Origin of the sequence: Vibrio sp. La 4.2.2 (assembly GCF_027586995.1) — a bacterium.
Taxonomy (GTDB): domain Bacteria; phylum Pseudomonadota; class Gammaproteobacteria; order Enterobacterales; family Vibrionaceae; genus Vibrio; species Vibrio mediterranei.
The window spans coordinates 184,939-201,551 of sequence record NZ_JAPPTJ010000004.1 but is presented as its reverse complement, the minus strand read 5'-3'; the positions used below and the strand labels follow the sequence as shown (position 1 = coordinate 201,551).

At 43.2% G+C, this 16,613-nt stretch carries 15 protein-coding genes; 12 read left to right on the top strand and 3 right to left on the bottom strand.

Going from position 1 to position 16,613, the window contains the following annotated elements; all coding sequences use genetic code 11:
* Positions 1–61: 61 nt before the first annotated feature.
* From OH456_RS10340 to OH456_RS10325, 4 genes are all read left to right on the top strand, one after another.
* The gene (locus OH456_RS10340; protein ID WP_038227360.1) at positions 62–1,069 is read left to right on the top strand and encodes a LacI family DNA-binding transcriptional regulator; all 1,008 of its coding nucleotides are present in this window, start codon (positions 62–64) and stop codon (positions 1,067–1,069) included.
* Between the two features lie 6 nt (positions 1,070–1,075).
* A complete protein-coding gene (locus OH456_RS10335; RefSeq protein WP_270033415.1) occupies positions 1,076–1,792 on the top strand; it encodes a GntR family transcriptional regulator in 717 nt (238 codons plus the stop codon).
* Between the two features lie 199 nt (positions 1,793–1,991).
* A complete protein-coding gene (locus OH456_RS10330; RefSeq protein WP_270033414.1) occupies positions 1,992–3,353 on the top strand; it encodes a PTS transporter subunit EIIC in 1,362 nt (453 codons plus the stop codon).
* Positions 3,354–3,433: 80 nt separating this feature from the next.
* Positions 3,434–4,861: a sucrose-6-phosphate hydrolase gene (locus OH456_RS10325; RefSeq protein WP_198559189.1), complete on the top strand. Its 1,428-nt coding sequence runs from the start codon at positions 3,434–3,436 to the stop codon at positions 4,859–4,861.
* 62 nt (positions 4,862–4,923) lie between these two features.
* Here the strand turns inward: OH456_RS10325 and OH456_RS10320 are convergent, their stop codons facing one another.
* A complete protein-coding gene (locus OH456_RS10320) occupies positions 4,924–5,106 on the bottom strand; it encodes a hypothetical protein (protein ID WP_038227355.1) in 183 nt (60 codons plus the stop codon).
* A 612-nt stretch (positions 5,107–5,718) separates the two neighbouring features.
* Between OH456_RS10320 and OH456_RS10315 the strand changes: the two genes are divergently transcribed.
* Positions 5,719–6,843: a carbohydrate porin gene (locus OH456_RS10315; protein WP_270033413.1), complete on the top strand. Its 1,125-nt coding sequence runs from the start codon at positions 5,719–5,721 to the stop codon at positions 6,841–6,843.
* 456 nt (positions 6,844–7,299) lie between these two features.
* Here OH456_RS10315 and OH456_RS10310 read toward each other — a convergent pair whose 3' ends face one another.
* Entirely contained in the window at positions 7,300–8,670 is a 1,371-nt protein-coding gene (locus OH456_RS10310) for a YjiH family protein (RefSeq protein WP_062456048.1), read from the bottom strand.
* Between the two features lie 299 nt (positions 8,671–8,969).
* Between OH456_RS10310 and OH456_RS10305 the strand changes: the two genes are divergently transcribed.
* From OH456_RS10305 to sigZ, 7 genes are all read left to right on the top strand, one after another.
* Entirely contained in the window at positions 8,970–9,596 is a 627-nt protein-coding gene (locus OH456_RS10305) for a hypothetical protein (protein WP_270033412.1), read from the top strand.
* A 123-nt stretch (positions 9,597–9,719) separates the two neighbouring features.
* On the top strand, positions 9,720–10,028 hold the full coding sequence (locus tag OH456_RS10300; RefSeq protein WP_006070410.1) for an isoamylase early set domain-containing protein: 309 nt from the start codon (positions 9,720–9,722) through the stop codon (positions 10,026–10,028).
* 138 nt (positions 10,029–10,166) lie between these two features.
* Complete coding sequence (locus OH456_RS10295; RefSeq protein WP_006070411.1) at positions 10,167–11,483, top strand: peptidoglycan DD-metalloendopeptidase family protein; 1,317 nt, start codon at positions 10,167–10,169, stop codon at positions 11,481–11,483.
* A gap of 27 nt (positions 11,484–11,510) precedes the next feature.
* Complete coding sequence (locus OH456_RS10290; RefSeq protein ID WP_006070412.1) at positions 11,511–11,861, top strand: hypothetical protein; 351 nt, start codon at positions 11,511–11,513, stop codon at positions 11,859–11,861.
* A gap of 125 nt (positions 11,862–11,986) precedes the next feature.
* Positions 11,987–13,348: a DUF1800 domain-containing protein gene (locus OH456_RS10285; protein WP_270033411.1), complete on the top strand. Its 1,362-nt coding sequence runs from the start codon at positions 11,987–11,989 to the stop codon at positions 13,346–13,348.
* A 6-nt stretch (positions 13,349–13,354) separates the two neighbouring features.
* A complete protein-coding gene (locus OH456_RS10280) occupies positions 13,355–14,488 on the top strand; it encodes a DUF1501 domain-containing protein (RefSeq protein ID WP_270033410.1) in 1,134 nt (377 codons plus the stop codon).
* 94 nt (positions 14,489–14,582) lie between these two features.
* Complete coding sequence (gene sigZ, locus OH456_RS10275) at positions 14,583–15,119, top strand: RNA polymerase sigma factor SigZ (RefSeq protein ID WP_006070415.1); 537 nt, start codon at positions 14,583–14,585, stop codon at positions 15,117–15,119.
* Between the two features lie 31 nt (positions 15,120–15,150).
* Here the strand turns inward: sigZ and OH456_RS10270 are convergent, their stop codons facing one another.
* Positions 15,151–16,323: a MalY/PatB family protein gene (locus tag OH456_RS10270; RefSeq protein ID WP_270033409.1), complete on the bottom strand. Its 1,173-nt coding sequence runs from the start codon at positions 16,321–16,323 to the stop codon at positions 15,151–15,153.
* Between the last annotated feature and the right edge of the window lie 290 nt (positions 16,324–16,613).

The window sequence follows — 16,613 nt, the reverse complement described above, 5'->3', positions numbered from 1 at the left end:
TCTCACACACGATCTTTTAGGAAAACAAGATCAAACTGACCGAGTGGATGAGTAGGAAGGAATGAGCAAAAAATTAAAACTTGCTGACATAGCAAAACTCGCTGGTGTATCGAAATCAACGGTGAGTTTTGTATTGAATGGGCATGCAGAAAAGCATCGAATCACGAAAGAAACCGTGGAGAGAGTACTGCATGTTGTGCAAGAGAATAACTATTCGCCTAGTGTTTATGCCCGAGCGCTAAAATCGAAAAAGAGCTCTACTTTTGGACTTGTGATCCCCGACCTACTCAACCTTGGTTTTGCGTCTATTGCCAAAGAATTAGAACGTCTCTGCTTAGCATCAGGCTATCAGTTATTACTGGCTTCAACCGATGATGACCCTGAAACAGAAATGCGCGCAGTAGACAATCTAATATCACGTCAAGTCGACGGCATCATGATTGCGTCTTGTCTCACCAGTGATGCTTTCTATAGCGGATTACCTGACGATCTTCCGCTTGTTTTCTTTGACCGTTCGTTCGAATCTTCAGATTTTAATATGGTGACCACTGACGCTTACGATGCAACGAGACTGTTATTAACGGAACATACGAAAAACGTGGCAGAGTGTGTTTTTATTGGTGGACAATTAGAACTTTCACCAAGTAAAGAACGCTATCAAGGTTATGTAGATGCGTTAGCTACAAACCAAATTCCGTTGAATCAGAGCTTAGTGTTCAATCGTGATTATCAGCCTTCAAGTGGTTACGACATGATGGCTGCGTGTGTTGATGAACTTGGTCGATTGCCACACTGTTTATTTACGGCATCTTATTCATTGTTAGAAGGGGTGCTGCGCTATCTTAACGAACATGATCTGTTTGCAACAGCAACCAATGCTCGGATGCGAATTGCTACGTTTGATAATTACGCCATATTGGACTGCTTACCGTTACCAATAAACTCTATAGAGCAAAATTGTGTCGAATTAGCGTCGGAGATTTTTGACTGTCTACAAAAGACCTTGTCTAATTCTCAATATCAAAGCAAGATTAGTGTTAAAGCGCACCTTCATCAGCGGAGTTACTAACCGGACATGGAATCAAAATCTCTACAGCCTTTATATATTCAAGTGGCCGATACGCTAAAACAGCGGATTGATGAAGGGCTATATCCGCAAGGCTCGAAGTTGCCTTCCGAGAGTCAGTTAGTAGAGAGTTTAGGTGTAAGTCGTGTCACGGTCAGAAAGGCGTTAGGTCAACTTGCCGATATTGGCTATACCACCTCCGAAAAAGGTAAAGGTACTTTTGTTGCTCATCAAAAACTTAAGCATGATTTCTTAGGGATGGCGGGCTTTGCTCAAGAGTTGCAGGGAGCGGGGCTTGAGGCTCACAACCAAGTGATTCACTTTGAAAAGGTGGAAGCAGATGCATCATTAGCCTCCAAGCTGTCTATAACAGTGGGCGATCTCGTCTATCATTGCGGTCGACTGCGCGTTGTAAATCAACAGGTTGTTTCTTACGAAGATTTCTATATACCATGGGCGTTACTTCCAGATTTAGATGCCCAGTCTCTTTCGGGCTCCAAATTTGCTTATCTTAAGCAACGTGATATTGAAATGGTGAAAACACAACAAAAGATAAAACCAGCGTTGCCAAGCCTATTCATTCAAAAGCAGCTGTCTGTAGATAAGTTAGAGCCGATACTGATCAATGAATCGATCAATTTTCGCACTGAATCTCAGCCTTATGAGTACTCCATTGTCTATTATAAGTCCAGTGTCTATGACTTTGAGATAACTGCCAGACTTTAATAATCTTATCAATTAGTTACCAAGCCACCTCTTAATGAGGTGGTTTTTTTGTATCTGAGCTAACTATTATTGAATGTGATGATAAGCACGTTTCTAAAGTTCAAAAGCACAAATAGATACAACTTGTATTTATCCTGTATTACATTAATACATGTTGAATACAGGTTGTTATCTTGTGCTCTTGGGAGAGAACGAAAAAATGGCAAGAAATGCTCAAATCGTTGCAACAGAAGTGATGGCGCTGCTTGGTGGAGAAAACAATATCGAGCAGTTGACACATTGTGCAACGCGATTGCGGGTCGTGACGAAAGATGACTCTAAAGTCGATGCGGAAAAACTAGGCGAAACAGAAGGCGTTCACGGTTACTTTTTTAAAAATGGCCAACACCAAGTCATACTAGGTACGGGCTTTGTTGGTAAGGTGTTTGCGGTATTAACAGGCAATGGTGATGTTGAAACCAGTGCCGCACCGAAAAAAGAGCAAGCGGGTAGTGCTTTCCAACGAGTGACTCGTACGTTTTCAGATATCTTTGTTGCCATTATTCCTGCGCTAGTTGCGACGGGTTTATTGATGGGATTGCGCGGACTGATCGTTAATGGCTTTGGGGTGGAATTGTCACCTCAATTGACGACGCTGTCTCAAGTGCTTACTGATACCGCGTTTATCTTTATTCCAGTCTTAGTGACATGGTCAGCGATGAGAGTGTTCGGTGGCAATCCAGTACTCGGTATTGTACTCGGATTGATGCTGGTTGCTCCTCAATTAGCAAGCAAATGGGATGTCGCTTTTGGTAATGCAGAAGCACTGATGATTCCTTTCTTTGGCTTTAATATTGCCGTCACTGGCTTGCAGAGTTCTATCTTACCTGCCGTGTTTATGGGTTGGTTTGCTGCAACTGTTGAGAAAACATCACGCAAGTACGTGCCGGAGGTGTTGGATCTTATCCTTACTCCATTCATTACACTGTTGGTGTCGCTGATTGCAGGATTAGTTTTCGTTGGACCATTACTATTAGGTATCGAAAAGCTAATTACCGATGTAGTGGTGTATTTTTTACAAATTCCTTACGGTATTAGCGGTTTGATTTACGGTGGTGCGATTCAGTTCATGGCCGTTACGGGGATGCACCATACTATCGTGCCAATTACCATTGCCATGGTGACAGAAACTGGTTTTGACTATATCAACCCACTAGGTACCGCTGCGATTGCAGGTCAATTTGGTGCGGCGATTGCGGTGATGACTATGCAAACCAGCAAGGTGAAAAAGTCAGGCATGTTTGGAGCAGCGCTACCTGCGTTATTTGGTATTACTGAGCCGGCGATGTTTGCAGTGACCTTACCTCGCGTTAAGCCATTCCTTTATGGATGCGTTGGCGGTGCAATTGGTGGCTGTCTAGGTGCTATCGCAGGAATTGGTTCAGCGGGTACGGGGGCGACGATGCTTCCTGGAATGCTGCTGTACCTCGGTGGTGGTCTTGGTATGTATATCGTGGTCATGTTGGTTGCTGCTTTGGTAGCTTTTGTCATGACTAAGTTGTTCTACAAAGAACCTCAATAACTTATTTCCTTTTTATCCCTTCATGGACGCGACTAGGTGACATGAAGGGATTTTGCGTTTTAAAGCTACAGTGAGTCGTTATGGATTTTTCTAATCGTCAAAACCGCTTCGTGCGGCTAGACGAAGTGTCAGCAGAGTATCTGGAACATATTGAGTCATTGACTCAAAATGACCCCTATTATCCGAGTTACCATATAGCACCCAAACATGGGTTGGTTAATGACCCAAATGGGCTTAGTTACTTTAATGGTGAACATCATATTTTCTATCAATGGTTTCCATTAGGGCCCGTTCATGGACTTAAGCACTGGTATCACGTATCAACGAAGGATTTCGTGCACTTCAAAGATAGAGGAGTCGCACTGTATCCTGATCAGGATTACGACCAACACGGGTGTCATACTGGTGTGGCAGTCGTTGAGGGTGAGCAGCTTAACCTGCTGTATACCGGACATTTGGTATATGAACCAAACAGCGGTCACCCGACTCAAGTTCTCGCTGTTATGGATAAAGAAGGGAAGATAGAGAAGAAAGGAGTCGTTGTTGACTACAACTCTCAACACTACACACATAACATGCGTGACCCTGTCACAATAAAGAGAGAAGATGACTATTATATGTTGATTGGTGCTGAGAGCCATCAACAGCAAGGTAAGTTGGCGCTTTATCACGGGAGACAAATCGATGCCTACCAATACAAGGGGAATGTTGATATAGGCATTGGTGAGTTTGGTTATATGTGGGAGTGCCCTAACTACTATGAGGAGGCTGGTAGTGGCGTCTTTATTTTCTCTCCTCAAGGCGTCACTTCTGATAGTAAGTACGATTTTAATAATGTGTTTTCTGTGGTCTATATCGTTGGTAAACCGTTAGATACTGAGAATCTTAAGCTCGAACATCAGGGCTACTTTGAACTCGATAAAGGCTTTGATTTCTATGCCCCTCAGACTTATTTAGACAACAAAGGACGCCGCATTCTGATTGGTTGGTTAGGTAATTCGAAAAGCGAGTATCCAACGGATAAGAATTACTGGGCGCATATGCTGACATTGCCAAGAGAGATAAGCATAGAAGGTAATAAACTGCGTCAAACACCGCTCGTGGAACTTACTGACCTGCGCGAAAGTAGTGAAGTATTAAGGCCACAGCATGAACTAATTAGTCGAGCTTTTGAACTTGAAATGAGTGTGGAGCAAGACTTCGTTATAGAGTTTGCTAATCAGAGTGGCGACAAAATGACGTTTTCTGGCAATGAAACGGAGTGGTGCTTAGACAGGACACACGTGACGGAAACACATGCTGAGCAGTTTGGCACAGTTCGATACGCTATGCGGCAAAGTAATGACAGCCTAGTGCGTGTGTTTGTCGACCATTCCAGTATTGAAATATTCTGTGACTTCGGAGAGACGGTATTCACATCACGTATTTTCGTTAGCGATTTGAACCAACTTCATTTGTCCAAAGCAACCGGACAGATACATTACTTAAGTGGTATTCATTACGAATAGATGAAAACAAAAACGACCAGCCGAGGCTGGTCGTTTTTGTTAGGTATGGTCATTCGTCTAGGTTAGCGGTAGCTTCGCTTGGATGTGCTTAGTTCCATAATCATGGCTAATTCTTCTTCCGTAACCAAATCGCTGGGCTGTTGGCGTGTTGATAAACGCTCAACAAATCGCTTCACGTCGCGAAGCTGCTCAGTATTTAAATGATGCATAGCGTCGACAATGTCTTTTTCTAGCGCATGGTTCATATCAGCATCACTCCTTTGTTTTTCCTTATCTCTAACTTAGACCATATGAGTCTAATAGCAAGGCTTTTTATGCATATTGTTACACTTGATATCTATAACACTGCATGGATAACGAGAACTAGATTAATAGAAAGGCAATACAAATAGTGTGGCAAAAATAAACATGAGCATTAGAGGTGATATAGAAAATACATTCACACCATTGTTACATTTTGGAAACTGATAATTAATAATTTAAATAGTAGTTAAGAATTACTATGTGTGTGAGCAAGATCACTGAAAGTAATTTATCTGCCAAAAAGTTCCCCTAAATTACCTCAATAAATGTTTTTAAAGCTAAATGTATATTTATTTATATATAAGCCATTGATAAATAAGGTTATTTGCATTTTTATAAAAACGTGATTTAGATAGGCATTTTCAAATTCTTAGGATTGCTGCATGTCGGGATATTAGTGAAAATTTGTCTCGTTCATTCGGTACATGATTTTCAAACTTTTGAGTGATGTGACTGGTGAATGAGTTTTCAAAGTTTAACGACGCTTATTCACGACAACTCAATAGCTTTTAAAAAATAACAAAAATAGTTAATTACAATCCTTGGGGTTAATAATGAAAAATACTTTCAAACTATCGCTAGCTGCAGTACTTGTTTCTTCTGCAATGGCGGCAAACGCTGGTATCGCGATCACTGATACTGAAACTGGTAAGTTCTCTATCGGTGGCGACGTTGAATTTGACTTCAACTTCCAAGACCGTGAAGGCCAAGAAAACAACGAATTCAACCAATCTGGTCGTATTCTTCTTGAGTTTGCTGGCGAGCGTTACACTGATACTGGTCACATTTTCCAAGTAAACGTTCAACCTTTGATGGAGAGCAGCGGTAACGTTGCACTGGATGACGCATGGTTTGCATTCGGTAAACAAGACGGTTGGAACCTACGTATGGGTCGTTTCGAAGCGTTCGATATGTTCCCAGTTGGTCAAGATACGTTCCTAGAGTATTCAGGTGATACTGCTAACGATCTATACCAAGACGGCGCTGCTTACGTTTATCAAATGAAAGAAGGTCGTGGTCGTGGTTCTGATGGTCAAATCATGTACAGCCAATCTTTCGACAACCTATATGTAGAACTTGCTTCTATGATCGGTGACCGTTCAGTATTGTTTGGAACAAGCTCAGTTGGTACTCAAGTTACTTACCATGGTCAACAAGTAGAGAACAACAAAGATTCAGTCCTTCTACGTCCGGTAGTTGGCTACCAAGCTGGTAACTTTGGAATTGCAGCATCTATGGAAGCAAACCTAGTTAAGGATGCAGTAATTGTTAAAAATGGTACTGAAGAAATCGATATCTCAGACCGTATCGGTTACGGTGTGACTGCAAACTACACAACAGCAGATTGGAACTTAATCGCTAACTTCGCATACATGGATGCGGTTGATGAAACCAACATGACTGCTGGTGTGAACGCATTGTACAAAGGCTTTGGTCTAGGTTATATCCACGCTAACAACGACTATGAGAACAAGAAGATCACTGGTTGGGCTGAAGGTAAAGCGAAAGTTGACACAGTATACGCGTCTTACGAGTTCGCTGATGTTCTACAAGTTGATGACTTCTCTATCTACCTAGGTGCTTACTACACGACTGTTGACAACCAAACAGACCGTGCTGACCTATTTGCAGAAGACACAGACAAAGGTGTTCGTGTACGCTTCAAGTACTTCTTCTAAGCGCTTAGCCGTATAGAACAGAAACACTGCCTTATATAAACGGAGCCTTTTGGCTCCGTTTTCTCGTTTAGACTACTAGCTTCAATCATCGCACAACTGCCTGAGATTACGCCGAAACACTCCGCCTGCATCTTGTCTTCGGTGAACGCTTACCATGTCCCACCGTTACCATGATGTTCTCATTGATTTCCTCATAACTTATCTCTTCAAAAAGCCTCTACGTTACGCGATGTTGGCTCGTATCGAATGGCAGTAGAAATCGTCTAACAATCAAAGACAACACTACTGTGTTGCCATATGGGGGCTAAAATTAGCGAGTTTGTTATTGACTACAACAGCTAGTTAGGGGAAGGGTAGAATTATGGTCGATACGATGTCTTGAATGGAAAAGCAAAAGATGAGTCATACAAAAAAAGGCCCACCAAAGTGAGCCTTTTAACTGAGCAATATGTTTTACTAGAAAATCAAATGCGCGACACCAGCGATAACAGGTAACGTAATCAAAGTACGCAGGATGAAGATAGCGAACAGTTCGAAGATGTTTACTGGGATACGGCTACCAAGTAGTAGCGCCCCCACTTCAGACATGTAGATAAGCTGAGTAACGGACATCGCGGCGATAACAAAACGCGTCATTTCACTATTGATTGATGCTGCTAGGATTGACGGAATAAACATGTCTGCAAAGCCAACAACCATGGTCTTGGATGCCGCAACTGCTTCAGGCACACCCAGTAATTCTAGGTAAGGAATAAACGGCGTACCGAGCGTTTCAAACACTGAAGTGTATTCAGCGATAACAAGCGCGACTGTACCTAGGCCCATAACCACAGGAAGAACCCCAAACACCATATCTACGGCATTCTTAATACCTTCGCCAAACACCGATTTTGCAGAGGTAACAGTGCCTGCTCGTTTAAGTGCTAAATCAAGACCCCAAGAGAAAGTAGAATGGCCTTCAGGAATCACTTCAGCATCTTTAGCTGGTTTAGTACCGTCAATGAACACGTCTTTTTTATTACGTAGTGGCGGCAAACGAGGAATGATAATCGCTGCAACAACACCGGCTAAACAGATAGCGCCATAAAACGGTAAAAACAGATGCTCAAGCTCAACCTGAGCGATAACCACTAAGCTGAACGTTATTGATACTGCTGAGAAAGTAGTACCAATAACGGCTGCTTCACGCATGGTGTAGAATTTGTTTTCGTACTGCTTGCTCGTTAGCAGAATACCAACACTACCGTCACCTAACCAAGATGCCATACAGTCGATAGCGCCACGACCTGGTAGGTTGAATACTGGGCGCATGATTTTACTTAGTAACGCACCAAATAGTTCTAACAAACCAAAGTTAAGTAAAAGAGGGAGCAATAAACCTGCAAAGATAAATACAGCAAATAGAGTAGGTAGCAGACCTTCGAGTACCAGGCCACCTGTATTTTCTTCCCAAATCGCTTGAGGACCAACTTGGAAGTAAGTCATTACTACCGCTAAGCCACCGATCAAACGAACTGCTAACCACATTGGGCTTGGATTAAATAGACCGTTTAAAAATTCATTGTTATTAATGAATGCAGGCTTAGCAATGCGGGTGATGACTGACGCGATAGCCATAAATGCGATGATAGCTGTAACTAGAGGTACGATGAAATCGCCAACCGCCGCTTGTAGTGATTTAGCTAAGACAGCTACAGGTATAGTTAAACCGCCGTCAAAGGTGATTGGAGCCATGAACAGGAACAGGCCAATTAAAGACGGGATGAAGAACATCCAGAAGTTGCCTTTCTTTCCAGACTCAGGAACAGATTGAGCGCTATTTTGCATTTTTCTCTCGTGTTACAACTAGTTAATAATGGACAATTCCATTGCCTATTTATTCACTAAACATCCATATTTGCTCATTGCGCGCAAGATTACTGCTTTTTATCAATCAAGGCAATACTATTCATCAACAAAGACTAAATATTCACAATTTAGTACTGATGTCGCAAATGATATGCAAAACAATGTTCGGTGCTAAGGCTAGGTAAATCTGTCTAAGTATAGTGGGTTGTTACTCTTTGAGCTTAGTAATCGAAAGCGCTACACTGAACGAAGAACTTAACTTATTGAGAATCATCATAATGCCTCGCAAGAAACTTCCAGTGCCACTGATTTTATTGATTCCACTTTGTCTTCTCGTCGTTGTCATTGTCGCTGGAGTCTATCGATTTTCGATGAGTGATGAGGAGATACTGGCCAAATTCCCATCTCACCAAGCAGAAAAGGCCGATGTCGTCGTAGAGGCTATTCTAGGCGTTAAAGTGGCAAATCCATGGACAATTCAGGTACCAGAAACCAGCGCGTTCTCTCTGCTTACTGATATCGATGTTGATAAACAAGTGGCTGCAGGTAGTTATGATGATGGTATGGAGCGTGGCAACGTCTACCTACTGTATCAATTTAAGCAACTCATGTTTGAAAACAATAAGCTTCATTTCGCTGTTGTACCATTTGCCGTGAGTAACCAAGGCTCGGGAGTCTTCTATTACCTTGGCTTGTTTAATTGGGACGAATCAAGGCAGCGAGTAATTCTTACAGACGCTAAACTAGCTGGGGATCGAGTGGACATTGAATCTTTAGACTTATCTGGACAGGTTGCAACATTAATGTTCAAAAGCCATGGCCCTGAACAGTCAATGACAGACACGCCGACAAAGGAAAATTCACTGGTTTGCACACTGAAAAGTGGCAAATTGACAGGATGTTAATTGGAATTTGTTTCCAGCCGTAAATGATAAGCATCTTTGTCACTTATTATGTTGAGAATGTGAGCTTGATTACATAATATGACACTTTGATGTTGTTATTTTTTAGACAAACGGAGCTTGCAAATGATCAATAAGCGTTTTTTTAAAACTAAAGATGAAGTGGAAGTCACATTCGAACTGGATGCGACCAATATTGAAAGTGCGGTACTAGTAGCAGAGTTTCACGATTGGCAACCTATGCCAATGAAAAAAGTTGCGAAAACCAAGTCTTTCAAATATAAAACTCGTCTGCCAAAAAACGCGGAATTTCAATTCCGCTACCTTGTGAATGAGAATGACTGGGTTAATGATGCTGAAGCGGATAACTATGTACCAAATGGCTTCGGTGCTGATAACTGTATCGTAAAAACAGAACAAGCATGTGAAGCCTAGCTCTCAGTAATGCTGATTTTGTAGAAAGCGAAGCGACAAGCTTCGCTTTTTTACATTCTCATCACAGGTTTTACCTTAATTTTCCTCTCAATCGGATGCAATTCGCCGAAGAAACGATTAATCTGTTGGCTCTTTTTAATGGAATGCATTGGAACCATTGTGCAATCGAATCAACCTATAGACGGCGTATGCACGGCAAAAGCGCCGTCACGAAAACTAAAACGCGGCCTAGCTTTTACCGTGCCTCTTATCGCGGCGTTTCTGTTTCTTCATAGTCTGCCTAGTTCAAACCTCAACGGAACGGTAGAGCTAGACCTCAATGATTCACCAATCGCCAAAGCCATCACTCCTGAGCCAACCAAAGCTGAACTACCACCTAAATTCGCCTATACCGTAAAGTCAGGTGACAGCTTGAGCCAAATTTTCGACCAACTTGGTTTTCCTTACTCAGACATGATGTCAGTAATGGAAACCGATTTGGATTACTTAGTGCTCGACACGCTGCGTCCCGGTGACAAGATGCGATTTTGGCAAGATGAAGCCACTGGCGCACTCGGTCAATTGGAAGTTCAACGTAGTGTGGCCGAGAAAGCCGTTTATACTCGGCTAGACGACGGTAGCTTTGAATTTAAGGATGTCTCTATTCCCGGCGTGTGGGAAAGCGTGGCTTTGGTCGGTGAAATTCACGGCAGCTTCTCTTCTTCAGCGAACAAATTGGGTTTAAACCCTCGTGAAATTGACCAAGTTGTTACACTGCTTAAAGACAAACTGAGTTTCACTCGCGACCTTCGTGCTGGTGACCGTTTTGAAGTTGTTAAAAACAGCCAGTTTGTTGATGGTACCGCGACAGGTAACTCTGAAATACAAGCGATTAAGATCTTTAATCGTGGCGCGATGTACTCAGCTTACCTTCATACTAATGGCCAGTACTATGATGCCAAAGGTGACAGTTTACAGCGTGCATTTATGCGCTATCCGGTGAAAAATCATCGAATTACCTCAGGCTTTAACCCTAATCGTCGTCATCCTGTAACAGGCAGGATTGCACCGCATAACGGTACTGATTTCGGTGTTCGTACTGGTACTAATGTTTATACCACTGGTGATGGCGTTGTTGCTATGGTGCGCAACCACCCATATGCAGGTAAGTATATCGTTATCGACCATGGTGGTCCGTACAAGACTCGTTATCTTCATTTAAGTAAGATTCTAGTGAAGAAAGGGCAAAAGGTGACTCGTGGTACTCGTATCGGCTTGTCTGGAGCGACTGGGCGAGTGACTGGGCCTCACTTGCATTACGAATTGATTTCTCGTGGGCGACCAGTTAATGCTATGCGAGCGAACATTCCTATGGCAGACTCTGTGCCCAAGAACGAGCTCAAGCAGTTTATTGCTCGTCGCGATGAGTTAGACTCTATGCTTGAGAAACAAGAAACTAAACTGGCGAGCTTGTAGTTCGCTAGGTTAATAACGGTATTGATAATGCAACAACTAGAATTTCAACTACTTGTCATGCAGCTTTGCGAGTTCAAAACGCTCCCAGATGCATTGAATAAGCTTAAAAGCGTCGAGAACCAAGAGATTGTCGAGGCAGCAAACAGTTTAAGCGGTCAATTTGCATTAGCGGATGTCGATGGCGAACAGCGTATTTATCATGTATTCACCGATATCGATGATAACGGTGACGAGCAAGAATACGTTGAGCACATTATGAACGAAGGAGACGACATCATTAAGTTTGTCGCGTGGTTCTTCGATGCTATGTTCGAAATGAAGCAAAGCGACACGTATAAGGCGGCAGGTAAGACTTACAAGCAACCTAAACGTTCTTAATCCTATCCGGATAAAGTCAAAACGGCGCTCAAATGAGCGCCGTTTGTTATTTTATCGTCAGGGCAGGTGTGCAATTTTTGCTTAGTGTGTAATGCTTTAGGTATCGCATACTTACAGAGGTTGCCATGGAGAACAAGGACACTGCTCAATACATTGTTTCGCAGCGATTTGGTTTTGGGCCAAGAGTTGGTGATGCTAAGCTTGAACCTAGTTTAAATGAGCAACTCAAAGCTCAGGCTTATACTCATAAGGCGATTTCATCGCTTCCATCTACCGATGAAATGTTGGCACATTTTGGTGACCTGAATCGAAGACGAAAGGCAGCAAAAAGCGCAGAAGAGAAAAAACAGTTTACCAAAACCAATAATGCGTTTTTTCAAGAAAACTTTCGCAATCTTGTTCATGCGAGAAACATACAAACCCTATACACTCCACTAAGCTTTCAAGAACGTTTAATCCAATTTTGGAGCAACCATTTTGCGATCTCCGCGGATACACGTAGAGTCCGTCCAATTGCTTCTGGTGTTGAAAATGAAGTAATCAGAGAGCTTTGGTCTATCGATTTTCCGAGTATGCTGGTAGGCGTGATTCAACACCCCAGTATGCTGATCTTCCTTGATAACCACCAGTCAGTTGGGCCTAATTCCAAAGCAGGGCAAAAGCGCAATAAAGGACTCAATGAAAACTTAGCTCGAGAGATTTTAGAGTTGCATACCTTAGGCGTGGATGGTGGCTATACACAAAACGATGTTGTTGAGCTCGCGCAGGGTATCACTGGTTGGACGGTGAGCTTTAAACCGGACAGTCCAGGTTATCGCTTTTCATCGACCATGCATGAGCCTGGTGCGATTAACGTATTGGGTAAAGTGTACGATCAGCAAGGTGAAGAACAGGGCATGAGCTGTCTTCGCGATCTTGCAAATCATGAAAATACCGCAAGACATCTATGTGGCAAATTGGTCGAGCATTTCTACGGTGTAGGACACTCTTCATTGGTAGATAAACTCACCAAAGTCTGGATAGATAACGAAGGCATGTTAATTCCGGTATATCTGACATTGATTAATAGCAGCCTCAAAAATAAGGATGAGCGCCTGCGTTTTCGTACACCTCAGGAATGGTATTTTGCCGTGCTCCGCAGCGCCGATTTTGAACCCAACCAGAAGCAGATGCATTCAATGTTGAGACAATTAGGGCAAGAACCGTTTATGTCAGGGTCGCCCGCAGGGTGGCCTGATAACGACGCTGATTATAATAGCTCGGCCGCATTGACTCAGCGTTGGCAAGTCGCCAACCAAGTGGCTAAGCTTTTGATTACCCAGATTGAGCGCAATAAACAGAATCCGGATGACAGGGTGGCACAGATTGCACAACGCCTTTATGGTAATGAAGTCGATGAACACCTACTGACTGCGTTAGAAAAGGCACAAGATGCCAGTTCCAAGTTTGTTGCGCTTTGGATGAGCCCACAGTTTCAATATAGGTAAACGGTTATGACGACACGACGACATTTTTTGAAAGGCGTAGGAGCGGCGTCTCTGGTTACCTTGCTACCCAATTTCTCCTTTGCGTCAACGCAAAGCCCAAATGTACTGATTTGGATAACACTTCGCGGCGCGATGGATGGCCTCAACGTGGTAGTACCAAGTTTTGATGAGCATTACCAAAAATTGCGGCCAACAATAGCACTCACCAAAGATCAGCTTAACCCGTTAGAGAAAGGGTTTGGCTTACATCCAGCATTAAAAAGTGTTCATCAGATGTATCAAGACAAGCAAGCCATGTTTGTTCATGCTTGTGCCACTGGATATCGAAGTCGTTCTCACTTTGATGGTCAGAAGATTCTAGAAAATGGCTCCACGGATCCATTTGATCCGGTGGGGTGGTTGAATCGCTTTTTGTCGACACAACAGAACAACCAAGCGATTGCTATTGATGCCGGGCTACCATTGATTGCTCAAGGTGATGTCAAAGTCAGCAGTTGGTTTCCTCATAAGCTAAAAGCTAAAGAAGAACAAGCCAATTTACTTGCCGAAATGTTCCAATCTGATGCCAAACTCTCTGCAAACTTTGAAGAAGCAATGAAGTTAGAGTCAATGTCCATGGGCGGCAATCAAAATAAACAATTTACCAACTTAGCCAAGCAGGCTGGCAAGTTTGTGAGCTCACCCAATGGGCCTAATATTGTAGTGCTAGAGCTGGGCGGATGGGACACACACTCGTCGCAAGGGGCGGACAAAGGAAGACTTGCCAATCAGCTCAATAAGTTTGATCAAGGTATGGCAGCGTTAAAATCCGCATTAGGCGAAAAATGGCCGTCGACTGTGGTCATTGCAGCAAGTGAGTTTGGACGAACTGCCGCCGAGAATGGGACCAAAGGGACCGATCACGGCACAGGCAATGCGATGTTGGTAATGGGAGGAGCAGTACAACGCTCTAGGGTTTTATCCGATTGGCCAGGATTAGCTAGCAATCAGCTCTATCAGGGGCGTGACTTACAACCAACGTTGGATGTTCGTGCAGTCATCAAAGGTGTATTAGAGCAGCATATGGGGGCGGATCAAACGACGCTCAACAACACTTTCCAAGAGACGCAAGATATTCAGCCTATTCGTGTTTTATCATGACCTTAATGCATCGGCAGAAAAGTTGCGTCTTTTATGGGGTTGCTTCGTCTTAAAGAGATTAACTAAGGCAATGTGGGGTTAGGAGCCTGGGTTTATGCTTGCAGAATGGCAAAATCACAAAACAAAACTAAGAAATTACATCGCGAAACAAGTGGATGATGAGCATTTTGTTGACGACATTTTGCAGGATGTTTACATCAAAGCGAGTGATAATTTACATCAGCTCAAGTCCCAAGGAAGTTTGAGTAGTTGGCTATTTCGCATTGCCCATAATACGATTATGGATCACTACCGTCAGCGTCGTGATTTCGACCAGTTACCGCAAGATCTTGTTCATGAAGAGCCGGATACAGCAGAGCAGGCTCATCAAGAGGTGGCACAATGTTTAAGACCGCTCATAGATGAATTACCAGAGCAGTATCGCACACCTTTAATACTGGCAGAACTTGAGGGAATATCTCAAAAAGAGATAGCGGAGCGAATGGGGATATCGTTATCTGGTGCTAAGAGTCGAATTCAACGAAGCCGAATCAAGCTGAGGGAGCATATCATGCGATGTTGTGATATCGAAATCGGTCACGGCGGTGTGACCGATTATGCTCCAAAGGAAGCGTGGTTAAATCGGCAGTGAATCTCCCCTTAGCCAGTAAGGGGAGTGGGATTTAGAGAGATTTAATTGCGGTGTGCAACCTAGCAAATGACGCTTGGATCTGTGCTCTGTCCACTGCGATATTCATGCGATAGTAATTAGGGTTGGTTTCGCCAAACCATGCACCCGGAGTCAGCCCCATTTTTGCCTCGTTAACCAGCAAAGACTTCAGCGCATCCGGCGCTAGTTGTAACTTGGAAAAATCGAACCAGATTTGGTTGGTACCCTCAGGTTTATACATGGTGATTTCTGGCAAAGATGAGGCAACAAACTCTGCGATCCAATGAACAGTGGTTTGAGTGTATTGTAAGTAGCCTTCAAACCATTCTCTACCTTTCTCGTAAGCAGCGATGGTGGCATAAGTTGTTAGCGCATTCCCATGGTCGATAGCCAATGAACTCACGGTTGATTTGATTTGTTGATACAAAGTGTCGTTATCGGTGTATATATATCCGTTCGCTATGCTGTTAAGTCCAAAGTTTTTAGCGGGTGAGCCAATAATAGAAACCGCTTTCTCGTATCCCAAAGAAACAATTGATGTGAATGTATGAGCGTCGAAAACGATATCGGCATGGATTTCGTCACTAACGATAATCACATCGTAACGGCGGGCAATATCGACCATCGTTTGAAGTTCAGAGCGAGTCCAAACACGACCAACAGGGTTATGAGGGTTACACAAAAGAACCATTTTGGCATTGCCCTGGTTGAGTTGCTGCTCAAAATCGTCAAAGTCGATGGTGTAGTGTCCATCTTCGACCTTGAGAGAATTACCTGCAACCACTCTGCCTGCCGATTCAATCAATCTGCGGAACTGATGATAAACCGGTGTTTGAATCAATACGCCGTCGCCTTGCTGGGTAAATTGGCGAATCAACAGGGCAATAGCACTCAAGACGCCCGGTACTTGCACGAAGTGATTTGGGTCTAATGACAGGTTATGTGCTGTTTCATTCCAGCGCGCAATGGCTGCAAAAACTCGAGAAGAGTCGAACTCGTAAGCGTAAACTTCGCGATCAACAAGACGTTGTAATTCCTGCGTAATTGGATTTGCAATGGGAAAATCCATATCAGCGACCCAATAGGGTACGACATCGTTTGTTCCGTAAAACTGGTTCAACATGGCAGAATCATGTTTGATAAAGTTGTTCTGCGTAGCGGACGTTGATGAGGTTACTTTAAACATAGGTTTCTCTTATCATAAATAAGTGGTCATTAAATTAGACGGTGCTAATTCAAAAAAGACGCAGAGAATTTTGCTTTTTTGAGCAGAACAGTAGTTTTCTCATGCCGCTTGAGTTATAAATTCACTATCACTTTCCTAGGAGTACACGCCTACATGAACAACTAACTCAATTTCGATCGTTTTATACAAGTAACTTTTGAAATCGCAGAGTTAGTGGGCGTTGGCTCGTTCTATCTACACATCTCTATCATCAGCATCATAGCTGACTTAAAATAGTACTATCTGCCAAG